Genomic DNA, 17702 nt, shown 5'->3' on the forward strand with positions numbered 1-17702 from the left:
GTCCCTATGTGGTTGTCAAGCCGCAGCGGGCGCGGGGTGTTGGTAGTGGGTGCCGTTGCGGAGCATGGCGTAGAGGACGTCGCAGCGGCGGCGTGCCAGGCAGATCAGGGCAGCGTTGTGCTTCTTGCCCTCGGCTCGCTTGCGGTCGTAGTAGGCCCTGCTGGTCGGGTCGCCTAAGGCCGCGAACGCGGCCAGGAAGAACGCCCGTTTCAGCTTCCGGTTGCCGGTCCGAGCCGGATGCTCACCTCTGATCGACGAACCGGAGCTGCGGGTGACCGGGGCGATGCCGGCGTAGGCGGCGAGATGTCCGGAGCTGGCGAAGTTGGAGGCGTCGCCGACCTCGAGGAGGATGCGGGCTGCGGTCCTGACGCCGATGCCGGGCATCGAGGTCAGGACCCCGGCAAGAGGGTGCGCATCAAGTATCCCCTCGACCTGCTCCGCAACCTGTTTGCGTTGCTGAAGAACGGTCTTCAGGCTGTCGGCCAGCCTCGGGAGCACGGTGTCCGCGGCAGCGGTGCCCGGAACGGTGACCGTCTGCTCGTCCAGCGCGGTCATGATCGCCTCGACCAATTTGTCGCCCATCCGGGGCGCGTGGACTTTCGCGATCGCGGTCAGTTTCCGGCGGCCGGCCTTGGCGATCCCGGTCGGGCCGCCGCAACGGGAGAGGATCTCCAGCACCGCGGGGTGGCTGATCCGCGGTCCGATGGCGTGTTCGAGGGCGGGGTGGATGCCGGTGAGCAGGCCCCGGATCCGGTTGGCGATGCGGGTGGCCTCGCCGGCCAGGTCGTCGTCGAACCCGACCAGCACGTCCAGTTCGGCCAAGGCATCGTCGCCGACGTCGACCGGGCGCAGAGTGTGGGGCAGGGAGCGGGCGGCGTCGGCGATGATGAACGCGTCCCGGGCGTCGGTTTTGGCGCGGCCGGGGTAGAGGTCGGCGATGCGGCGCATCGCCAGCCCGGGCAGGTAAGCGACCTGGTGCCCGGCGGCGCGGGCGACCGTGACTGGCAGCGCGCCGATCGTGGCGGGCTGGTCAACTACGACCAGCAGCGGTCCGTGGGCGGCGAGCTTGTCGAACAGGGCTTTCAGCTTGGGTTCGGTGTTGGGCAGCGGGCCGTCGTGCAGCCGGTTGCCGTCCGGGTCCAGGCCGACGGCGTGGTGGTTGTCTTTGCCGACGTCCAGGCCGAGAAACACGCTGAAAGTGCTGCTCATCCACCATGCCGTTCGTTCGCCGTGACGTGGTCACCGGGTTGGGCATCGATGGCCGGCACCCACGTTACGACGAGACCTACCAAGCCGGTGGCCGTGTCCCTATTAGCGGTCCCTCGATGCCACCAGACCCGGTGACACCACCCCCCGGATCATGGGTTCGACTGGGGGCGCTAGTCATGCCGGGCCTGGTGACCACAACTCCCTGATGGGAGCCACGAAAAAGGTGACGGGGGCGGCGCCCCAGCTTCAGGGCAGCAGATCGAGCGCTTCGGTCCACGGCCGCCCGACGTCGAGCCGGTGCAGCGTCACCCCGGCGCCCGCGAGGGTGTCGAGGTGACGCTGCCACGCCGGGTGGTGCACCCGGGTGTCCTGGATCTGGTAAGCCACCACGACCGTGATCGCGGGCGCGCCGAGGACGTCGCCGAGCACGGTCAGCGCCTGGTTGTCGGCGATGCCCAGCGCCAGCTTCGCCACGGAATTCGCCGACGCCGGGGCGAAGAGGAACACCGACGGGTCCGGGTGCGGCCGGGGCTCCCCCGGCAGCCTCGACACACTGCGGACCGGCAAGTCGGTCGCGGCTGCGACGTCGTCGAGCGCGCCGGTGGACTCCAGCCAGCGGTGCGCGGTCGGCGTCAGGGTGATCGCCGTCCGCCAGCCACGGGCGGCGGCGGGCCGGACCAGCTCGGCGGCGAACCGGACGTCCAGCCCGCCGCACGAGCCGGCGACCAGCCCGAGATCTCTCACGGTTTGCGCAGCACGGCGCAGAACATCGCGTCGGTGCCGTGGCGGTGCGGCCACAGCTGCACGTACGGCCCGTCCCCGAGCTCCGGCACCCCGGGGAAGAACTCCCGCGAGTCCAGCACCTCGGCCTTGAGCCGCCGCGCCGTCTCGCCGAGGACACCCTCGGTCTCGGCCAGGTGCGGCGAGCACACGACGTAGGTGAGCGCGCCGCCGGGCCGCAGCAGCGCGTACGCCGCCGTGATCAGCTCGCCCTGCAGCTTCGTGAGGTCCGCGACGTCGGACGGCTGCCGACGCCAGCGCGCCTCCGGCCGCCGCCGCAGCGCGCCGAGGCCGCTGCACGGCGCGTCGACGAGAATCCGGTCGTAGCCCGGTTCCAAGCCGCTCTCGCGCCCGTCGGCGACGTGCACCTTCACCGGCAACCCGCTGGTGGCCTTCTCGACGAGCTTCGCGCGGTGCGGCGCCTTCTCGACGGCATCCACGGTCGCCCCGCTCAACGCCGCCAGCGCGCCGAGCAGCGCGGCCTTGCCACCGGGGCCGGCGCACAGGTCGAGCCAGCGCTCGTCGGTGCCCTCGACGGGCACCTTCGTCGCGGCGATCGCGCAGAGCTGGCTGCCCTCGTCCTGCACCGCGGCCAGGCGTTCGCGGACCGGCTCGGCGTCGGCCGGGTCACCCGCGCCCGCGGGCAGCCGCACGCCGTAGGGCGAGTACGGCGCCGGGTCGCCGCCGGTGATCGCGGCCAGCTCGTCGGCGCTGATCTCGCCGGGCCGGGCGACCAGGTGCACCTCGGGCCGCGCGTCGTCGGCTTCGAGGGCGGCCTTGAGGCCGGCGCCCTTGTCCCCCAGCGCTTCGGCGAACGAGCGGGCGATCCAGCGCGGGTGCGCGGTGCGCAGCGCGTAGGCCCCGATGGGATCGGCCCCCTCGTCCGGCGCCAGCTCGTCGAGCCAGGTCTGCTCGTCCTTTTCGGACACCTTGCGCATGATCGCGTTCGCGAAACCCGTTGCCCAAGAACCGGCTTCGGCCCGCACCATGTCCACAGTGGACGTCACGGCGGCGTGCTCCGGGATGCGCGTGCGCAGCAGCTGGTAGGCGCCGAGGCGCAGCGCGTCGAGCACGGCCGGGTCGGTCTGGGACAGCGGGCGCTCGGCGCACGCGGCGATCACGGCGTCGAGCAGGCCCTGCGCCCGCGCGGTGCCGTAGGTCAGCTCGGTGGCCAGCGCCGCGTCCCGGCCGCCGATCCGCCGCTCGCGCAGCAGGTCCGGCAGGACGAGGTTGGCGTAGGCGTCCTTGGTCCGCACCGCGGCCAGGACGTCGAACGCGGCCTGCCGGGCCGGGTCCACCTCCGGCGGGCGGCGCGGGCCTTCCTTGCGCGGGGCCGGGCGGCCCCGCTGCGGCCGTGACGGCCGTCGTTCCCTGCTGTCGTTCACCGGAGGCGTTCTCCCTGGTCGATCCTGGTTCCGCGGGCCCAGTCGGTGGCCGCCATCCGTTTCTTGCCGGGCGCCTGCACCTCGCCGAGCCGCAGCGGCTTCGTCGCCGTGCCGACCAGCACCCGTTTGCGTTCAACCACGATCTCGCCCGGCGGCGGGCCGGGTTCGTCGAGCACCGTGACCGGGCCGAGCTTGAAGCGTTCCCCGCGGAACTCCGCCCACGCGCCCGGCTCCGGCGTGACCGACCGGATCTGCCGGTCGACCGCCGAGGCGGGGTCGGCGAAGGACACCCGCGCGTCTTCGACCGTCACCTTCGGCGCGTAGCTGAGCCCTTCGGCGGGCTGCTCGCGCGCGACCAGGCTGCCGTCGGCCAGACCGTCCATGGTGGACAGCAGCAGCTTGGCGCCGGACTCCACCAGCCGGCCGAGCAGGCCGCCCGCGGTGTCGGTCGCGCCGATCGTCTCGGTGACCACGCCGAAGACGGGGCCCGCGTCCAGCTCCTTGACGATCCGGAAGGTCGACGCGCCGGTGATCTCGTCCCCGGCCCGGATCGCGGCCTGCACCGGCGCGGCCCCGCGCCACGCGGGCAGCAGCGAGAAGTGCAGGTTCACCCAGCCGAGGCGCGGGATGTCGAGGGCGGCCTGCGGCAGCAGCGCACCGTAGGCGACGACCGGGCAGGCGTCCGGCGCGAGCTCGGTGAGCCGGGCGAGGAAGGCCGGGTCGCTCGCGCGTGCCGGGGTCAGCACCTCGATGCCGTGTTCGTCGGCGAGCGCACCGACGGGTGACCGGACGACCCGGCGCCCGCGCCCGGCCTGGGCATCGGGCCGGGTGACGACGGCGACGATCTCGTGCCGCCCGGAGTCGAGCAGGGCGCGCAGCGCGGGGACCGCCGGATCGGGGGTGCCGGCGAAGACGAGCTTCATCGGCCCACCCCCGGCGGAAGCGGGGAGGATTCACGTGACTGGAACATCGCGCCCGAGTCTAGAAGGCCCCGATGATCACGGCGCGCTCGCGCCCACCTGGTTGTCCACAGCATCACCGTGATGTGGACAACCAGGCCCCACAAGACCACTTTCGCGGCTTCCCGTCGGGTGCCCCCAGTAGGCTGGAAGCGGGGCCGGACCCCCGGAGAGGGCGGGGGGCTGCGTTCGGGGCGAACGTGACCGGCGAGCCGCTGCAATGTCGTGAATGACTCATTCACCTCGTCAGAGGTCATGAATGAGTCATTCACGACCCCTTCCCGGGCCGCTACCGCGACCTCCGGTGTGGTGTACCTGGCCGTCCGCGCTGCGAGCCGACCGGCGAATCCGACTTTGCCGGAACCCTGCCGGAAAGGGCGGGGCTGCGTTCGGGCGGGCAGCGGCCCGCCACCCGTGTCGTCAACGCGTGGACCTGGCGCTCGGGAGCCTCGCGGCCTTCGACGGCGAGGGTGATCGCCGGCTGTCCGAAGATCCGCTTCAAGCCCACTGCCGACGAGGTCCACCGGGTCTTCCTCGACGGCGGGGTCCACCCGGCCCACCGCCGCCGTGGGCTCGGCACCGGCTCGTCGAAGCCGGGGTGGCGGCGACGATCCGGCACACCCGGCACCACCCGGAGGCGAAGCTCGTGGTCGACGTGCACCGGCGGCGAGCACATCGCCGGGCTGACTGCTGGGGTGCGGCGCCGATGCCCGCCGACCAGTGGCGCAACAAGATCGTCAACCAGACGTTCCGGCCCGAGGTCAGCTTCCTGTTCCGGGACGCCGCCGGGGAGCCGGTCGGCCTGCTCGTAACGCTGTCCTGGGACGCCGACACCGAGGCCACCGGCCTCCGCGACGCGCACTTCATGGTCGTCGGGACGCTGCCGGACCACCGCAAGCGCGGTATCGCGGCCGCCCTGCTGGCGCACGCGTTGCACGCCGCGAAGGAGCAGGGTTACGACCAGGCGAGCCTGGTGGTGGACTCGGCGAGCCCGTCCGGCGCCTCCGGGCTGTTCGAGCGGGCCGGGTTCATCCCGAAGGCGCCGTACGTCCGCTGGGCTCTCGAAGCCTGAGCTACCAGTGCGCGGGCCACACCACCTGGGCCGAGCCGATGCCGCGGCGGACCGGTTCCGCCGCGGCCAGCCAGCGGCCGTCGCGCAGCCGCTCCACGCCCGTCGCCGCGCCGATCTCCGCCGGCGCCGACGAGAAGCCCTGGCCGCGGGCCCTGAGCGCCGCCGTCTCCGGCAGGTCCAGGAACTGCTGCTCGACCTGGGCCTGAGCCGAGTTCCGCTGCGACGCGCGCGGCGCCGCGATGGCGTCCTCGAGCGACAGGCCGCGGTCGATCCGGCCGGTCAGCACCTGCAGCACCGTCGTGATGATCGACGCGCCGCCCGGCGAACCGGTGGCGAAGAACGGGCGGCCGTCCTTGAGCACGATCGTCGGCGCCATCGACGAACGCGGCCGCTTGCCCGGGCCGGGCAGGTTCGGGTCGGGCACGCCCAGCGTCACCGGCGTGAACGAGAAGTCGGTCAGCTCGTTGTTGAGCAGGAACCCGCGGCCCGGCACGACGATCCCGCTGCCGCCCTCCTGCTCGATGGTCAGCGTGTAGGCGACGACGTTGCCCCACTTGTCGGCGACGGTCAGGTGCGTCGTGTTCTCACCCTCGTACGGCGTCGGCGCGCCGGTGGTCCCGGCCGCGCACGGCGTCGGGTGCCGCGGGTCGGCGGGCGCGACCGGGCTCGTCGCGGCCTTGTCCTTCGAGATCAGGCAGGCCCGCGTGTCGGCGAAGCGCTGTCTCAGCAGCTCCTTGGCCGGGACGTCGATGACGGCGGGGTCGCCGATCCAGCGGTTGCGGTCGGCGAAGGCGAACCGCGTCGACTCCAGGAAGTACTGCAGGTAGTCGGCCTTGCTCGCGTGCCTGAGGTCGTAGTTCTCGAGGATGTTGAGCGCCTCGCCGACGGTGAGCCCGCCCGAGGACGGCGCCGGCATCCCGTAGACGTCCAGGCCGCGGTACTCGGCGTGGGTCGGCGTGCGCTCGATCGCCCGGTAGTCGGCGATGTCGCGCGCGGTGAGCTTGCCGGGCCGCACGTTCAACGTCGACGCCGGGTCCTTCGGCGGCTGCTGGACGGTCTTGGCGATGTCCGCGCCGATCGGACCCCGGTAGAGCGCGTCGACTCCGCGGCGCTCGAGCTGCGCGTAGGTGTCCGCGAGGTCGGGGTTCCGGAAGACCGTCCCCGGCGCCGGCGGCGCGCCGTTGGGCAGGTACAGCGACCGCGTCGACGGGAACGCGGAGAAGCGCGCGGCGTTGTTCGCGATCTGCGTCTGGAACGTCGGGTCGACGACAAAACCCTTGCGCGCCAGGTCTTCCGCGGGCTTCAGGGACTTCGCGAGCGAGCGCGTCCCCCACTTGCGCAGGGCTTCGGACCACGTCGCGGGCGTGCCGGGCACGCCGACGCTGAGCCCGCTCGTGACGGCGTCGTTGAACGGCAGCGGCTGGCCGTTTTCGACGAAGAGGTTCGCGTCGGCGGACTTCGGCGCGGTTTCGCGACCGTCCAGTGTGTGCACGCGGTGCGTCTTCGCGTCGTAGTAGACGAAGAACCCGCCCCCGCCGACGCCGGCGGAGAAGGGGTCGGTGACGCCGAGTGCGGCGGCGACCGCGACGGCCGCGTCCACGGCGTTGCCGCCGTCGCGCAGGACCTTGGTGCCGATCGCGGTGGCGTCGGCGTCGATGCTGGCCACGGCGCCGCCGAAGCCGACGGCGACCGGCGACTTCGGGGTGGGCGTGGCGGCGGAGGCGGGTCCGGCCGCGACGCCCGTGGCGAGCACGGCGGTGGCGGCGACGAGGAGGACGCGGCGGCGTCTGAGCGGCGGCATGCGGGCGAGTCTGCCCCTCGCACCGGCCGCCTTCAAGACGCCAAAGGGGCCGGTTCGCCCGCTTTGTCAACTTTTCACGTGATTCAGGGGGGTAGGAAATTAAATCACATGGAGCAGTGACGTTGTGGTCCCCGGCGTAACAGAATCATGCGGCGCGGCCTGCACACCGCGCACCGCGAGGGTGATTCGAAGGGAACAACTCAAGATGACTGCACCACGACGGTGGCGCCGCCTGCTCGGCGCCGCCATGGCCGTCTCGGCCTCCCTGCTGGTCGTGACCGCCGCCGGCGCCTCGGCTTCACCGGGGCTGCCGGACCAGGACGCGTCGAACAACCACGAGATGGGCGCGGCGATCCGCGCCCATGACGGGGTGCCTCCGGCGGGGCTCGCGCCGGCGTCGGTGGACGCGAGCGTCCCCGGCATCGACGTCAGCTCCTACCAGGGCAACGTCAACTGGGCGTCGTACTGGAGCTCGGGCAAGAAGTTCGCCTACGTCAAGGCGACCGAGGGCACCGGCTACCAGAACGCCTACTTTTCCCAGCAGTACACGGGTTCCTACAACGTGGGCATGATCCGCGGCGCGTACCACTACGGCCGCCCGGACACCTCGGGCGGCGCGGCCCAGGCCGACTACTTCGTCGCCCACGGCGGCAACTGGTCGAAGGACGGCAAGACGCTCCCGGGCACGCTCGACATCGAATGGGGCCCGAACAACGCTTGCTACGGCAAGACGCCGGCCCAGATGGTGGCGTGGATCAAGGCGTTCAGCGACGAGTACCACGCGAAGACGACCCGTTGGCCGGTGATCTACACGGCGACGAGCTGGTGGAGCCAGTGCACGGGCAACACGGGCGACTTCAGCTCGACGAACCCGTTGTGGGTGGCGCGGTACGCGTCGTCGGCGGGGACGCTGCCGTACAACTGGGGCTTCTACACGTTCTGGCAGTACAGCTCCTCACCGATCGACCAGGACTCGTTCAGCGCGGACATTTCACGGCTGAAGGTCCTCGCGACGGGCTGACGTGGTGGGTCGGGAGCACACCCCCTCCCCCGCGTGCTCCCGACCCGGTCACTTAGCGCCCTTGATCTTCTTCTCCAGCTCTTTTTTCGCTTTGGCGAGCTGGCTCTCTTTGATGGGCTGATCGGAATCCTCCAGAATGTCCCGAGGGACGACGTAGACGCGACGGAAATCTGGCTTATAAGTGCCCCAATCCTTGATCGCGTGGGCCACGAGAGACTCGTCCGGGCTCTCGTTGAACTGCGAAAACAAGACAAAAACCAGCCGACGGCCAGCCAGCGACGTGAACCCGTTATTCGGGAAGGAGCAATAGTAGAAACGGCCGCTCACCACATCACGCGCCATGTTCGGATTCCTTTCGAACGGACGAGAAACCGACGGTAAGGCATACGCAGCGCCCTCAAGCCGTTTGCTGCGAAACCGGTGCACCCGTTCGGCGGCGTTCCCCGCCGAACCGACCGGGCAAACTCGGGTGATGCCGACGGCTCGGCGTGGACGACCGACCTCCCTCGGCGACGTCGAGGCGGCGGATCCGTGGCCACGCGTCGAACGAGGTCAGCTCGCGGCCTGGCTGCTCAAGATGTGGCGCCTCTACGGCGAAGCCGACATCCTGACCATCCGGCAGCTGGCGACCGCGGTGCGGACACCCGTCGACAACGCCACTATTTCCCGCTGGGAGAACTCCCGGGCCACGGTGCCGACGTGGGCCCTGCACCAGTACGAGAAGCTCTTCGACCTGCCGCCCGGTGAGCTGGCGGCCGTCGTGACCGCTCTCGGCCGGGAGCGGCCGACGGGACGCCGGGCCGCGCGTCCCTGCGATGAGCTGCTCGAGAAATGCCTCGGCCGTGATCCCGTCTCCGCGGCGGAATGGGCGGAGCTGACGGTTTCCCTGACCCGGCCGCGACGCAAACTGGCCCGGCCGACCTGGGACATCCTCGTCCACCGGATGCTCGCCGAAATGTGCCTCTCCGTGGGCTGGCGATACCTGCTCCGCCTTTCAGCGTTGCAGCGGGTGCACGAACACCCGCAAGGCGGCGCCGCGCTCGTCGCCGCGACCGAAGAATTCGTCACCGAGCCCGCCTGTCAGCTGATCATCGACCCGATCGCTTTGCTCGCGGCGAATCCGGAGCCCGTCGCGTCGCGGCAGCTCTTTCAGCTCTTGTGCGCGCCGCGAAACGACGCCGAGCAGCTCGGCGCGCTCTTCGCCTGGGCGGCCCGGCCACCTGGTGACCCCGGCACGGCGCGCCGACTCGAAGCAGTCGCCCGCGAGCTGTACGACGGCACGTCGACGTCTCGACCGATCCGGGAAGCCGCCTGGGACGTCCTCGGGGCGGCGCGACGGCACCGCCCGAGCCATCCCGGCGCACGTTCGGTGTCTCTGGGAAAAGCAGGGGACATGGCCTTCGACAAGGTGCACAGTGCCCTGACCACAGCTCAGGTCCGACGCCACGAACCGGACCTGCTCGGCCGGCGGATCCTCCGGCAGGCGCTGGCCAGCACCGACAGCGATCTACGCATCCTCACCGTCAACGTCCTGCACGCGTCGCCGTTTCGCGGGGTCCTCGCCGACACCGTCGCGTCGATGCTGACCAGCGGGCGCACGAGGACCGGCTCGGCGATGCACAACGTGCTCGTGGACCTGCTGGGCAGTCTCGGCGAAGCCCGGCACCGTCCAGTCGTCGAGGACCTCATGCGGCGGGGCGCGGCGCGAGACGCGGCGGCCGTGGCGCTGGCCCACCTGCCCGGCCGGACGGACCTGCGCCTCTGGCACCACCTGCTCACCACACAAGCGACCGGCGCGAGCACCCAGCGAGCGGTGCTCTATGCGGTCGGGATGAAGGGCGACCGCGCCGGGTTGCGGCTCCTGCGAGCACACGCCCCCGTTGTGCGTGCCCGCGCGAACTGGTGGCTGCGGCTTCCGGCCGAGGCAGCTGCCGGCGCAGCCCTCTGACGTCGCGACGGGCTGATCCCCGACTTCCGCGGGTTACGCGGGTGGCGCGGTCGGCGGAAGACTCGACCGCGTCACCCACGCCGTGGAGGGAAACCCGTGCGCCTGACCGCCCTGCTCCCCCTGCTCGCCGCCGTTCCGCTCTTCGCCTTCCCCGCCGTGGCCGGCGCCGCGCCCGGGTGCTTCGACGCCGGTGTTCCGCTGACCGTGGAAGAACAGCGGCTCTCCGCTTCCCTGCCGGCCGGTGGGCCCGCCGTCGGGCCTGAGCTCGTTCGGCTGGCCGGCTTCGATCCCCTGGTCGCCGAGGTGAAGCACGACCTCTGCGCGGCACGCACCCCGCGTCGGGCCGAGCGGGTGGTCACCCAGGCCGGCGATCGGCTGTGGCGGACGGCGGTCGACCGCGCGCAGGGCCGCCGCCCGGACCTCGGGACGCTCGACCGCTTCGACGACCGGCCGCTGTACTGGGCGCGGCTGCAGCTCAGCAGCGCGATTCGCCAGTGGAAGTCGTTCCCGTCGCAGCGGGACGCGCTGCTGACCGCGTTCGACCGCGGCTCGCGCGGCCTCGACGACGTCCGGTTCCCGCTCGGCAAGACGCGGCGGGTCATGGTCAGCGGCTTCGACCCGTTCCAGCTCGACGGCCCGGGCCTGACCATCTCGAACCCGGCCGGGGCGTCGGCGCTGCAGCTGGACGGCCGGGTGCTGGACACGCCGTCCGGGCGCGCGGTGGTGCAGGCGGTGAGCTTTCCGGTGGTGTGGGGCTACTTCGACGAAGGAATCGTCGAAGCGGCTTACGGCACGGCGTTGCGCGACCGCGCGCGGCGGCCGGACGTGGTCCTGACGATCAGCCAGGGCCGCCCGGGCCGCTTCGACATCGAACGCTGGGCCGGCGCGTGGCGCGGCGGGTTCCCGGACAACAACAACGTGTCCGTCACCGGCGGCGTCCCGCCGGCGGCGGGCTGGCCGCAGCCGGACGTCCAGTTCATCGAGACGACCCTGCCGTACCAGCGGATGCTGGCCGCGCCGGCCGGCGCGTACCCGGTGAACTTCAACCAGGCGTTCTGCGTGTGGCCGGATTCTTCGCACCCGGGCACGGGAACGCCGGTGTGCCGTTCGGACGCCCCGGCGCCGGGCGAGATCGCGGCGTCGGGCGGCGGCGGGAACTACCTGTCGAACGAATCGATGTTCCGCGCGAACCGCGTCCGGCTGGGGCTGGGCCTGACGTCGGTGGCGGGCGGGCACCTGCACACGCCGGTGCTGGGCCAGCCGGCCGACCCGGCGGCGCTGACGGACCCGGCTTTCGAGTCCCGCCGCCAGGCGATCGCGGCACAGGTGATCACGTTGGCGACGGCCACGGCGGATGCTTCTTCCGCGGCGATCCCAGTCCGGGCAACGGAATCCCCGCGGGCGGCGGTGGAATCCCTGCCGGGGACAGTCCTTCCGGGCTGAGCCACCGTGCTCGAAGGGTCGACACGCGTGTTTGAAGGGTCGACACGCGTGATTGAAGGGTCGACACGGGCTAGATGAGGTCCAGGGGGTCGAGCTGGATGCGGATCGGCTCCGTGGCCTTCCGGGCGTCCCGGCGTGCCGCCGCCGCGTGGATTTCGGCCGCCAGTGCCTTTCCTTCCGCTCGGGACACGCGCACCAACGCCCGTTCGCGCGAAGCGTTGCCCTCTTCGTCCACCTCGCCCAGCGGGACCGGGCCGAGGACCTCTCCCGACGACGGCAGCGGCAGGTCGTCCAGCACCGAAGCCACCGCGTCCGGGCTGCCCTCCACGCTCGCCATGCGCATCGCCGGGGGGAAGCCGAGCTCCTGGCGCTCGGCCAGCTCCTGGGCCGCGTGCCAGGCCGGGTCCCAGCGGACCAAGGCCTGGACCACCGGCATCGCCGCCTCCGCGCCGACGATCACGCGGCCGCCCGACGACGACGGGCGCACCAGGGCCGCCGCTGCCATCCAGCGGCGCAGGGCCTCCTCCGACGCTCGCAGGTCCTGGCGGCCGAGCAGCGCCCAGCCGTCCAGCAGCAGCGCCGCGCCGTAGCCGCCTTCCGCCACCGGTTCCGCTCCCGGCGTGCACACCACCAGCGCCGGTTTGCCCGGCACCGAGGCCAGGACCTCCGACGCTCCGGACGTGCGGACCGGAATGCCCGGGAACGCGCGGCCGAGCTCCTCCGCCGTCCGCTTCGCGCCGACGATCACCGCGCGCAGCCGGACCGAGCCGCACGCCGTGCAGCGGAACGCCGTCTCCGGGACGCCGCACCAGCGGCACGCCGGGGGTTTCGGCTGGCCGTCGATCGAGCCGCCGGGCAGTGCCAGCGGACCCGCGCACCGGCGGCAGTGTGCGGGCGTGCGGCAGTTTCCGCAGGCCAGGCCCGGCACGTACCCGCGCCGCGGCACCTGCACCAGTGTCGGGTGGCCCGCCGCGAACGCCTGCCGCGCGGCCTCGAACGCCACCGCGGGCAGCCGGGCGACGCGGGCGGCCTCGTCGCGGGCGACGTCGAAGTCCTCGCCGACCGGCGTGACGCGCGGGGCGGCCGAGCGCAGCACCGTGCGGTCCGCCAGCACCGGCGCCGCCCAGCCGGACTCGACGAGCAGCTGGGCCTCCGCCGTCCGGGCGAACCCGCCGACCAGCAGGGACGCCTTCGCCGCGTGGGCGCGGTCCATCAGCACGTCCCGGACGTGCGGGTACGGCGCGTGCTGGTCGAGGTGCAGGTCGTCGCCGTCGTCCCAGACGACGAACAGGCCCGGGTCGTGGACCGGCGCGAACATCGCCGCGCGGGTCCCGACCACCACGCGCACCGCGCCGCGCAGCACCGCCAGCCAGCGCCGGTACCGCTCGGCGGGCCCGAGCCCGGCGATCAGCGCCACGACGCCTTCCTCGCCCACCAGCGAAGCGCACGCCTCGTGCACCCGCGTCAGGTCACGGTGGTCGGGCACCACCAGCACCGCGCCGCGGCCCGCCGCGGCCACGGACGCCGCCGCTTCGGCGAGCCGGCGCGGCCAGTCCTCACCCGGCAGGGCCTGCCAGACGGCGTTCGCGGGCTTGCCCTCGGCCAGCGCCTCCAGGAACGCCGGGCCACGCTGGTAGCGCGCCCAGGCCGTGGTGTCCGGCGCCTCCGGGAGCGCCGCCGGGGGCAGCGGCGGCTCGCCTTCGACCTTCGCGTGCCGCGGCGGGATCGCGAGCCGCAGGACGTCCGACAGCGTGCCGCCGTAGCGGTCGGCGACCGCACGGCACAGCCCGCGCAGCGACGGCGGCAGCACCGGCTCGGCCGAGGTGACGCGGTCCAGGAACGCCAGCTTCCGGTCGTAGTCGCTGGACTCGCCCCGCTCGACCAGGTACCCGTCGACGAGCTGCCCGGCGAACCGGACACGCACCCGGCAACCGGGCACGGCGGTCTCGTGCAGCTTCTCCGGCACGAGGTAGTCGAAGGTGCGGTCCAGGTGCGCCAGCGGGATGTCGACGACGATCCGCGCGACCGGCCGCGCGGGCGCGGGCGACTGGGCGCCCTTCGCCTTCTGCCCCGGCTTCGGTTTCCGGGCACGCGACGGCGCCGCCTGAGCGGCGGGCGGCTTCTCCGGGAGGTCCCAGAGAGCGGCGGGCTCGGAGCTACTCACGCCGTGATCTCTACCAGACCCCTCCGACACCCCGGACGCCAGGAAGGCCACCTCGACGGGGGTCGAGGTGGCCTTCACCGGATCGTGCGTCAGGCTCCCGCGGCGTTCTTCAGCGCCTCGGCGCGGGCGGTGCTCTCCCACGGCAGGCCGAGCTCGGGACGGCCGAAGTGGCCGTACGCCGCCGTCGGGGCGTAGATCGGGCGCAGCAGGTCGAGGTCGCGGATGATCGCCGCCGGCCGCAGGTCGAAGACCTCGGTGATGGCCTGCTGGATCTTCGACGGGTCGACCGTCTCGGTCCCGAACGTCTCGACGAACAGGCCGACCGGGGCCGCCTTGCCGATCGCGTACGCGACCTGGACCTCGGTGCGCGTGGCCAGCCCGGCGGCGACGACGTTCTTCGCCACCCAGCGCATCGCGTACGCGGCGGAGCGGTCGACCTTGGACGGGTCCTTGCCCGAGAACGCGCCACCGCCGTGGCGGGCCATGCCGCCGTAGGTGTCGACGATGATCTTGCGCCCGGTCAGGCCGGCGTCACCCATCGGGCCGCCGATGACGAAGCGGCCGGTCGGGTTGACCAGCAGCCGCGCGCCGGAGGTGTCGATGCCCAGGCCCTCGAGCTCGGGCGCGACGACGTGCTCCTTGACGTCGACGCCGAGCATGCGGTCGAGGTCGATGCCGTCCGCGTGCTGGGTCGACACGACCACGGTGTCGAGGCGCACCGGCTGGTCGCCGGCGTACTCGATGGTCACCTGGGTCTTGCCGTCCGGGCGCAGGTACGGCAGCACGCCGTCCTTGCGGACCGCGGTCAGCCGCTTGGACAGGCGGTGGGCCAGCGCGATCGGCAGCGGCATCAGCTCGGGGGTGTCCGAGCAGGCGTAGCCGAACATCAGGCCCTGGTCGCCGGCGCCCTGGCGGTTGATCTCGTCCTCGACCGAGGACCCTGTCTCGACCCGTGCCTCGTACGCGGTGTCGACGCCCTGGGCGATGTCGGGCGACTGGGAGCCGATCGCGACGTTGACGCCGCACGAGTTGCCGTCGAAGCCCTTGGCCGACGAGTCGTACCCGATCTTCAGGATGACGTCGCGGACGATCGTGGGGATGTCGGCGTACGCCTCCGTGGTCACCTCGCCCGCCACGTGGACCTGGCCGGTGGTGATCAGGGTCTCGACCGCGACGCGGCTGCGCGGGTCCTTCGACAGGAGCCCGTCGAGGATCGAGTCGCTGATGGCGTCACAAATCTTGTCGGGGTGCCCTTCGGTCACCGACTCCGAGGTGAACAATCTGCTGCTAGACGCGGTCACGGTGGCCGTCACTTCCTCACCTAGACGTCGGATGCCCGGCAAGTTAGGCACCCCTTAATTAGTGCAAGCGTACTGACTATCGCTCTGGGGACAGTCAACGCTTCATGAAGCTCACAACAGCGTCCCACAACGTGGACGCGAGTTCGGCCTTCGCACCGAGAGGTATAGGGATTTCCGTGCCGTCGGACCCGAGCAGCCAGCCCGAATTGTCCTCCGTGCCGAACGCCTTGCCGTCGCCGACGGCGTTGACGACGAGCAGGTCGGCGCCCTTGCGCTTGAGCTTCACGCGGGCGTGGTCGAGGACGCTGCCGTGCTCGTCGCCGGTCTCCGCGGCGAACCCGACGACCACCTGACCGGGCCGCCGGCCCCGGACCAGCTCGGCCAGGATGTCGGCGTTGCGGTCCAGCGTGAGCACGGGATCCGGCTGGTCATCGGACTTCTTGATCTTGACGTCGGCCCGGTTCGCCGGCCGGAAGTCGGCGACGGCGGCGGCCATCACGAGGACGTCGGCCGCGGCGGCTTCGGCGTGCATGGCCTGCCGCAGCTCTTCGGCCGTCGAGACGTGCTTCACGACCGCGCCCGCCGGGTCGGGCAGCGCGATCGTGTGCGCCGTGACCAGCGTGACCTCGGCGCCGCGCTGCGCGGCGACGCGGGCCAGCGCGTACCCCTGCTTGCCGGAGGAACGGTTGCCCAGGTAACGGACCGGATCCAGCGGTTCGCGGGTGCCGCCGGCCGAGACGACCACGCGGACGCCTTCGAGGTCACGGGGCAGCGCGTCCGGCCTGGCCAGCAGCAACCGGGCTAGGTCGACGATCTCGGCGGGGTTCGCGAGGCGGCCCTTGCCGGTGTCGACGCCGGTCAGCCGGCCGGAGTCCGGCTCGGCGACGGTCACGCCGCGTGAGCGCAGGACGGCAACATTGTCGCGGGTTGCCGGGTGCTCCCACATCTCGGTATGCATCGCCGGAAAAAAGGCAACCGGGCACCGGGCGGTGAGCAACGTGGTGGTCAACAGGTCGTCCGCGAGGCCGTGGGCGGCCTTCGCGAGGAGGTTCGCCGTCGCCGGGACGACCAGGACGAGGTCGGCCTCCTTGCCCACGCGGACGTGCTGGACCTCGGGCACCTCGGTGAACACGCCGGTGTGCACCGGGTGCCCCGAGAGAGCCTCGAAGGTGGCCGCGCCGACGAAGTTCAGCGCGGCCTCGGTGGGTACCACGCGGACGTCGTGACCGGACTCGGTCAGCCCCCGCAGGACCTCACAGGCCTTGTAGGCGGCGATGCCGCCGCCCACGCCCAGGACGACCTTGGGTTTACTCACCCTCGGTGTGCTCGAGCAGGCCACCGTGGATCTCGCGCAGCGCGATCGAGAGCGGCTTCTCGCGCGGGCCCGGCTCGACGAGCGGGCCGACGTACTCGAGCAGGCCCTCGCCCAGCTGGGCGTAGTAGTCGTTGATCTGGCGGGCACGCTTGGCCGAGTAGATCACCAGCGCGTACTTCGAGCTGACCTTCTCGAGCAGGTCGTCGATCGGCGGGTTGGTGATGCCCTCGAGCTCTTCGTGCAGCGTCGCCTGAGTCGTCACTCTTGGTGCTCCGAATCTGTGGGACTACCGGCGGCAAACTGCTCGCCGGCAATCAAGTTTAGCAAGTGCTCAGCGGCCTCCCGCACGTCGGCGTTGACGAGGCGGTGGTCGAACTCCCCGGCGGCGGCCAGCTCACGCTCCGCTTCCGCCAGCCGCGCCTTGACGGCGGCCTCGTTCTCCGTGCCGCGTCCGGTGAGCCGGCCGACCAGCTCGTCCCACGACGGCGGCATCAGCATCACCAGCCGGGCCTCCGGCATCGCCGCGCGGACCTGGCGCGCGCCCTGCAGTTCGATCTCCAGGACCGCCGGACGCCCTTCGGCGAGGGCCTTCTCGACCGGCTCGCGCGGGGTGCCGTAGCAGTTGCCCGCGAACTCGGCCCACTCGAGCAGCCTGCCGTCGGCGACCATCGCGTCGAACTCGGGACGGTCGACGAAGTGGTAGTGGGCGCCGTCGACCTCGCCGGGCCGCGGCTTGCGCGTGGTGACCGAAACGCTGAAGTAGACGTCGGGCTCGAGCTTGCGCAGCTCCCCCACCACGCTCGACTTCCCGACCCCCGAAGGCCCCGATACGACGGTGAGCCGGTGCCGGGGGAAATCCCCCGCCACCGGCTCACTGCCGCGGTCGGTGCCCGGGTTCACCGGGTGGTCACGACCGACGCCGTTCACTCGCCGCTGAACTCGGCCAGCAGCGCCTTGCGCTGCCGGTCGCCGAGGCCGCGGAGACGACGGCTGGGGGCGATCTCCAGTCGTTCCATGGTCTGCTGGGCGCGGACCTTGCCGACGCCCGGAAGGGCCTCGAGCAGAGCCGAAACCTTCATCTTGCCGAGGACTTCGTTCTCCTCGGCCTGCTTCAGCACGTCGACCAGAGTGGTACCGCCCCGCTTCAGCCGCTCCTTCAGCTCAGCACGGATCTTGCGAGCAGCGGCGGCCTTCTCCAGCGCCGCAGCGCGCTGTTCCTCTGTCAGCTGGGGAAGTGCCACGTTTTCCTCCGGTAGTTCTCAAATCTGGGTGGGTGACGCGACGGTACCCACCCGTGAGCACCG

At 72.0% G+C, this 17702-nt stretch carries 16 protein-coding genes; 4 read left to right on the forward strand and 12 right to left on the reverse strand.

Going from position 1 to position 17702, the window contains the following annotated elements:
• Positions 1-15: 15 nt before the first annotated feature.
• From ACZ63E_RS20535 to fmt, 4 genes are all read right to left on the reverse strand, one after another.
• Complete coding sequence (locus ACZ63E_RS20535; RefSeq protein ID WP_465337750.1) at positions 16-1209, reverse strand: IS110 family RNA-guided transposase; 1194 nt, start codon at positions 1207-1209, stop codon at positions 16-18.
• 246 nt (positions 1210-1455) lie between these two features.
• Positions 1456-1953 carry a flavoprotein gene (locus ACZ63E_RS20540; protein WP_465337752.1) on the reverse strand — a complete coding sequence of 166 codons (498 nt, stop codon included), beginning with the start codon at positions 1951-1953 and terminating at the stop codon, positions 1456-1458.
• Positions 1950-3374, reverse strand: coding sequence for an RsmB/NOP family class I SAM-dependent RNA methyltransferase (locus ACZ63E_RS20545; RefSeq protein WP_465307076.1), 1425 nt, complete (start codon positions 3372-3374; stop codon positions 1950-1952). The genes ACZ63E_RS20540 and ACZ63E_RS20545 overlap by 4 nt, the downstream gene beginning before the upstream one ends.
• Complete coding sequence (gene fmt / locus ACZ63E_RS20550; RefSeq protein ID WP_465337753.1) at positions 3371-4297, reverse strand: methionyl-tRNA formyltransferase; 927 nt, start codon at positions 4295-4297, stop codon at positions 3371-3373. Before fmt ends, ACZ63E_RS20545 begins: the two co-directional genes overlap by 4 nt.
• 634 nt (positions 4298-4931) lie before the next feature.
• Here fmt and ACZ63E_RS20555 point away from each other — a divergent pair.
• Positions 4932-5405: a GNAT family N-acetyltransferase gene (locus tag ACZ63E_RS20555; protein WP_465337755.1), complete on the forward strand. Its 474-nt coding sequence runs from the start codon at positions 4932-4934 to the stop codon at positions 5403-5405.
• Between the two features lies 1 nt (position 5406).
• Here the strand turns inward: ACZ63E_RS20555 and ggt are convergent, their stop codons facing one another.
• A complete protein-coding gene (ggt, locus tag ACZ63E_RS20560; RefSeq protein ID WP_465337757.1) occupies positions 5407-7206 on the reverse strand; it encodes a gamma-glutamyltransferase in 1800 nt (599 codons plus the stop codon).
• Positions 7207-7411: 205 nt separating this feature from the next.
• Between ggt and ACZ63E_RS20565 the strand changes: the two genes are divergently transcribed.
• Positions 7412-8227, forward strand: coding sequence for a lysozyme (locus ACZ63E_RS20565; RefSeq protein ID WP_465337758.1), 816 nt, complete (start codon positions 7412-7414; stop codon positions 8225-8227).
• A 48-nt stretch (positions 8228-8275) separates the two neighbouring features.
• On the opposite strand, the gene ACZ63E_RS20570 is transcribed toward ACZ63E_RS20565, so the two are convergent.
• Entirely contained in the window at positions 8276-8569 is a 294-nt protein-coding gene (locus tag ACZ63E_RS20570) for a hypothetical protein (protein ID WP_465337760.1), read from the reverse strand.
• Positions 8570-8699: 130 nt separating this feature from the next.
• On the opposite strand from ACZ63E_RS20570, the gene ACZ63E_RS20575 reads away from it, so the two are divergent.
• Positions 8700-10175, forward strand: a complete 1476-nt coding sequence (locus ACZ63E_RS20575) for a helix-turn-helix domain-containing protein (protein ID WP_465337761.1) — start codon at positions 8700-8702, stop codon at positions 10173-10175.
• Between the two features lie 96 nt (positions 10176-10271).
• Positions 10272-11618, forward strand: coding sequence for a pyroglutamyl-peptidase I (locus ACZ63E_RS20580; RefSeq protein ID WP_465337762.1), 1347 nt, complete (start codon positions 10272-10274; stop codon positions 11616-11618).
• A gap of 70 nt (positions 11619-11688) precedes the next feature.
• On the opposite strand, the gene ACZ63E_RS20585 is transcribed toward ACZ63E_RS20580, so the two are convergent.
• The 6 genes from ACZ63E_RS20585 to mihF form a co-directional block, all read right to left on the reverse strand.
• Complete coding sequence (locus ACZ63E_RS20585) at positions 11689-13782, reverse strand: primosomal protein N' (protein ID WP_465337763.1); 2094 nt, start codon at positions 13780-13782, stop codon at positions 11689-11691.
• Between the two features lie 89 nt (positions 13783-13871).
• Positions 13872-15083: a methionine adenosyltransferase gene (metK, locus tag ACZ63E_RS20590; protein WP_465308232.1), complete on the reverse strand. Its 1212-nt coding sequence runs from the start codon at positions 15081-15083 to the stop codon at positions 13872-13874.
• Positions 15084-15177: 94 nt separating this feature from the next.
• A complete protein-coding gene (gene coaBC, locus ACZ63E_RS20595; protein WP_465337764.1) occupies positions 15178-16398 on the reverse strand; it encodes a bifunctional phosphopantothenoylcysteine decarboxylase/phosphopantothenate--cysteine ligase CoaBC in 1221 nt (406 codons plus the stop codon).
• Entirely contained in the window at positions 16391-16660 is a 270-nt protein-coding gene (gene rpoZ, locus ACZ63E_RS20600) for a DNA-directed RNA polymerase subunit omega (RefSeq protein ID WP_005152353.1), read from the reverse strand. Before rpoZ ends, coaBC begins: the two co-directional genes overlap by 8 nt.
• Complete coding sequence (gene gmk / locus ACZ63E_RS20605) at positions 16657-17325, reverse strand: guanylate kinase (protein WP_465337765.1); 669 nt, start codon at positions 17323-17325, stop codon at positions 16657-16659. Before gmk ends, rpoZ begins: the two co-directional genes overlap by 4 nt.
• Positions 17322-17639 carry an integration host factor, actinobacterial type gene (gene mihF / locus ACZ63E_RS20610; protein WP_013224622.1) on the reverse strand — a complete coding sequence of 106 codons (318 nt, stop codon included), beginning with the start codon at positions 17637-17639 and terminating at the stop codon, positions 17322-17324. The genes gmk and mihF overlap by 4 nt, the downstream gene beginning before the upstream one ends.
• Positions 17640-17702 lie beyond the last annotated feature (63 nt).

This window comes from Amycolatopsis sp. NPDC104819, from assembly GCF_055583145.1.

Bases quoted from the DNA above. Each gene is read 5' to 3' on its own strand.
- ACZ63E_RS20535 (WP_465337750.1), bottom strand. From the start codon at position 1,209: ATGAGCAGCACTTTCAGCGTGTTTCTCGGCCTGGACGTCGGCAAAGAC.
- fmt (WP_465337753.1), bottom strand. From the start codon at position 4,297: ATGAAGCTCGTCTTCGCCGGCACCCCCGATCCGGCGGTCCCCGCGCTG.
- ggt (WP_465337757.1), bottom strand. From the start codon at position 7,206: ATGCCGCCGCTCAGACGCCGCCGCGTCCTCCTCGTCGCCGCCACCGCC.
- ACZ63E_RS20565 (WP_465337758.1), top strand. From the start codon at position 7,412: ATGACTGCACCACGACGGTGGCGCCGCCTGCTCGGCGCCGCCATGGCC.
- ACZ63E_RS20570 (WP_465337760.1), bottom strand. From the start codon at position 8,569: ATGGCGCGTGATGTGGTGAGCGGCCGTTTCTACTATTGCTCCTTCCCG.
- ACZ63E_RS20575 (WP_465337761.1), top strand. From the start codon at position 8,700: ATGCCGACGGCTCGGCGTGGACGACCGACCTCCCTCGGCGACGTCGAG.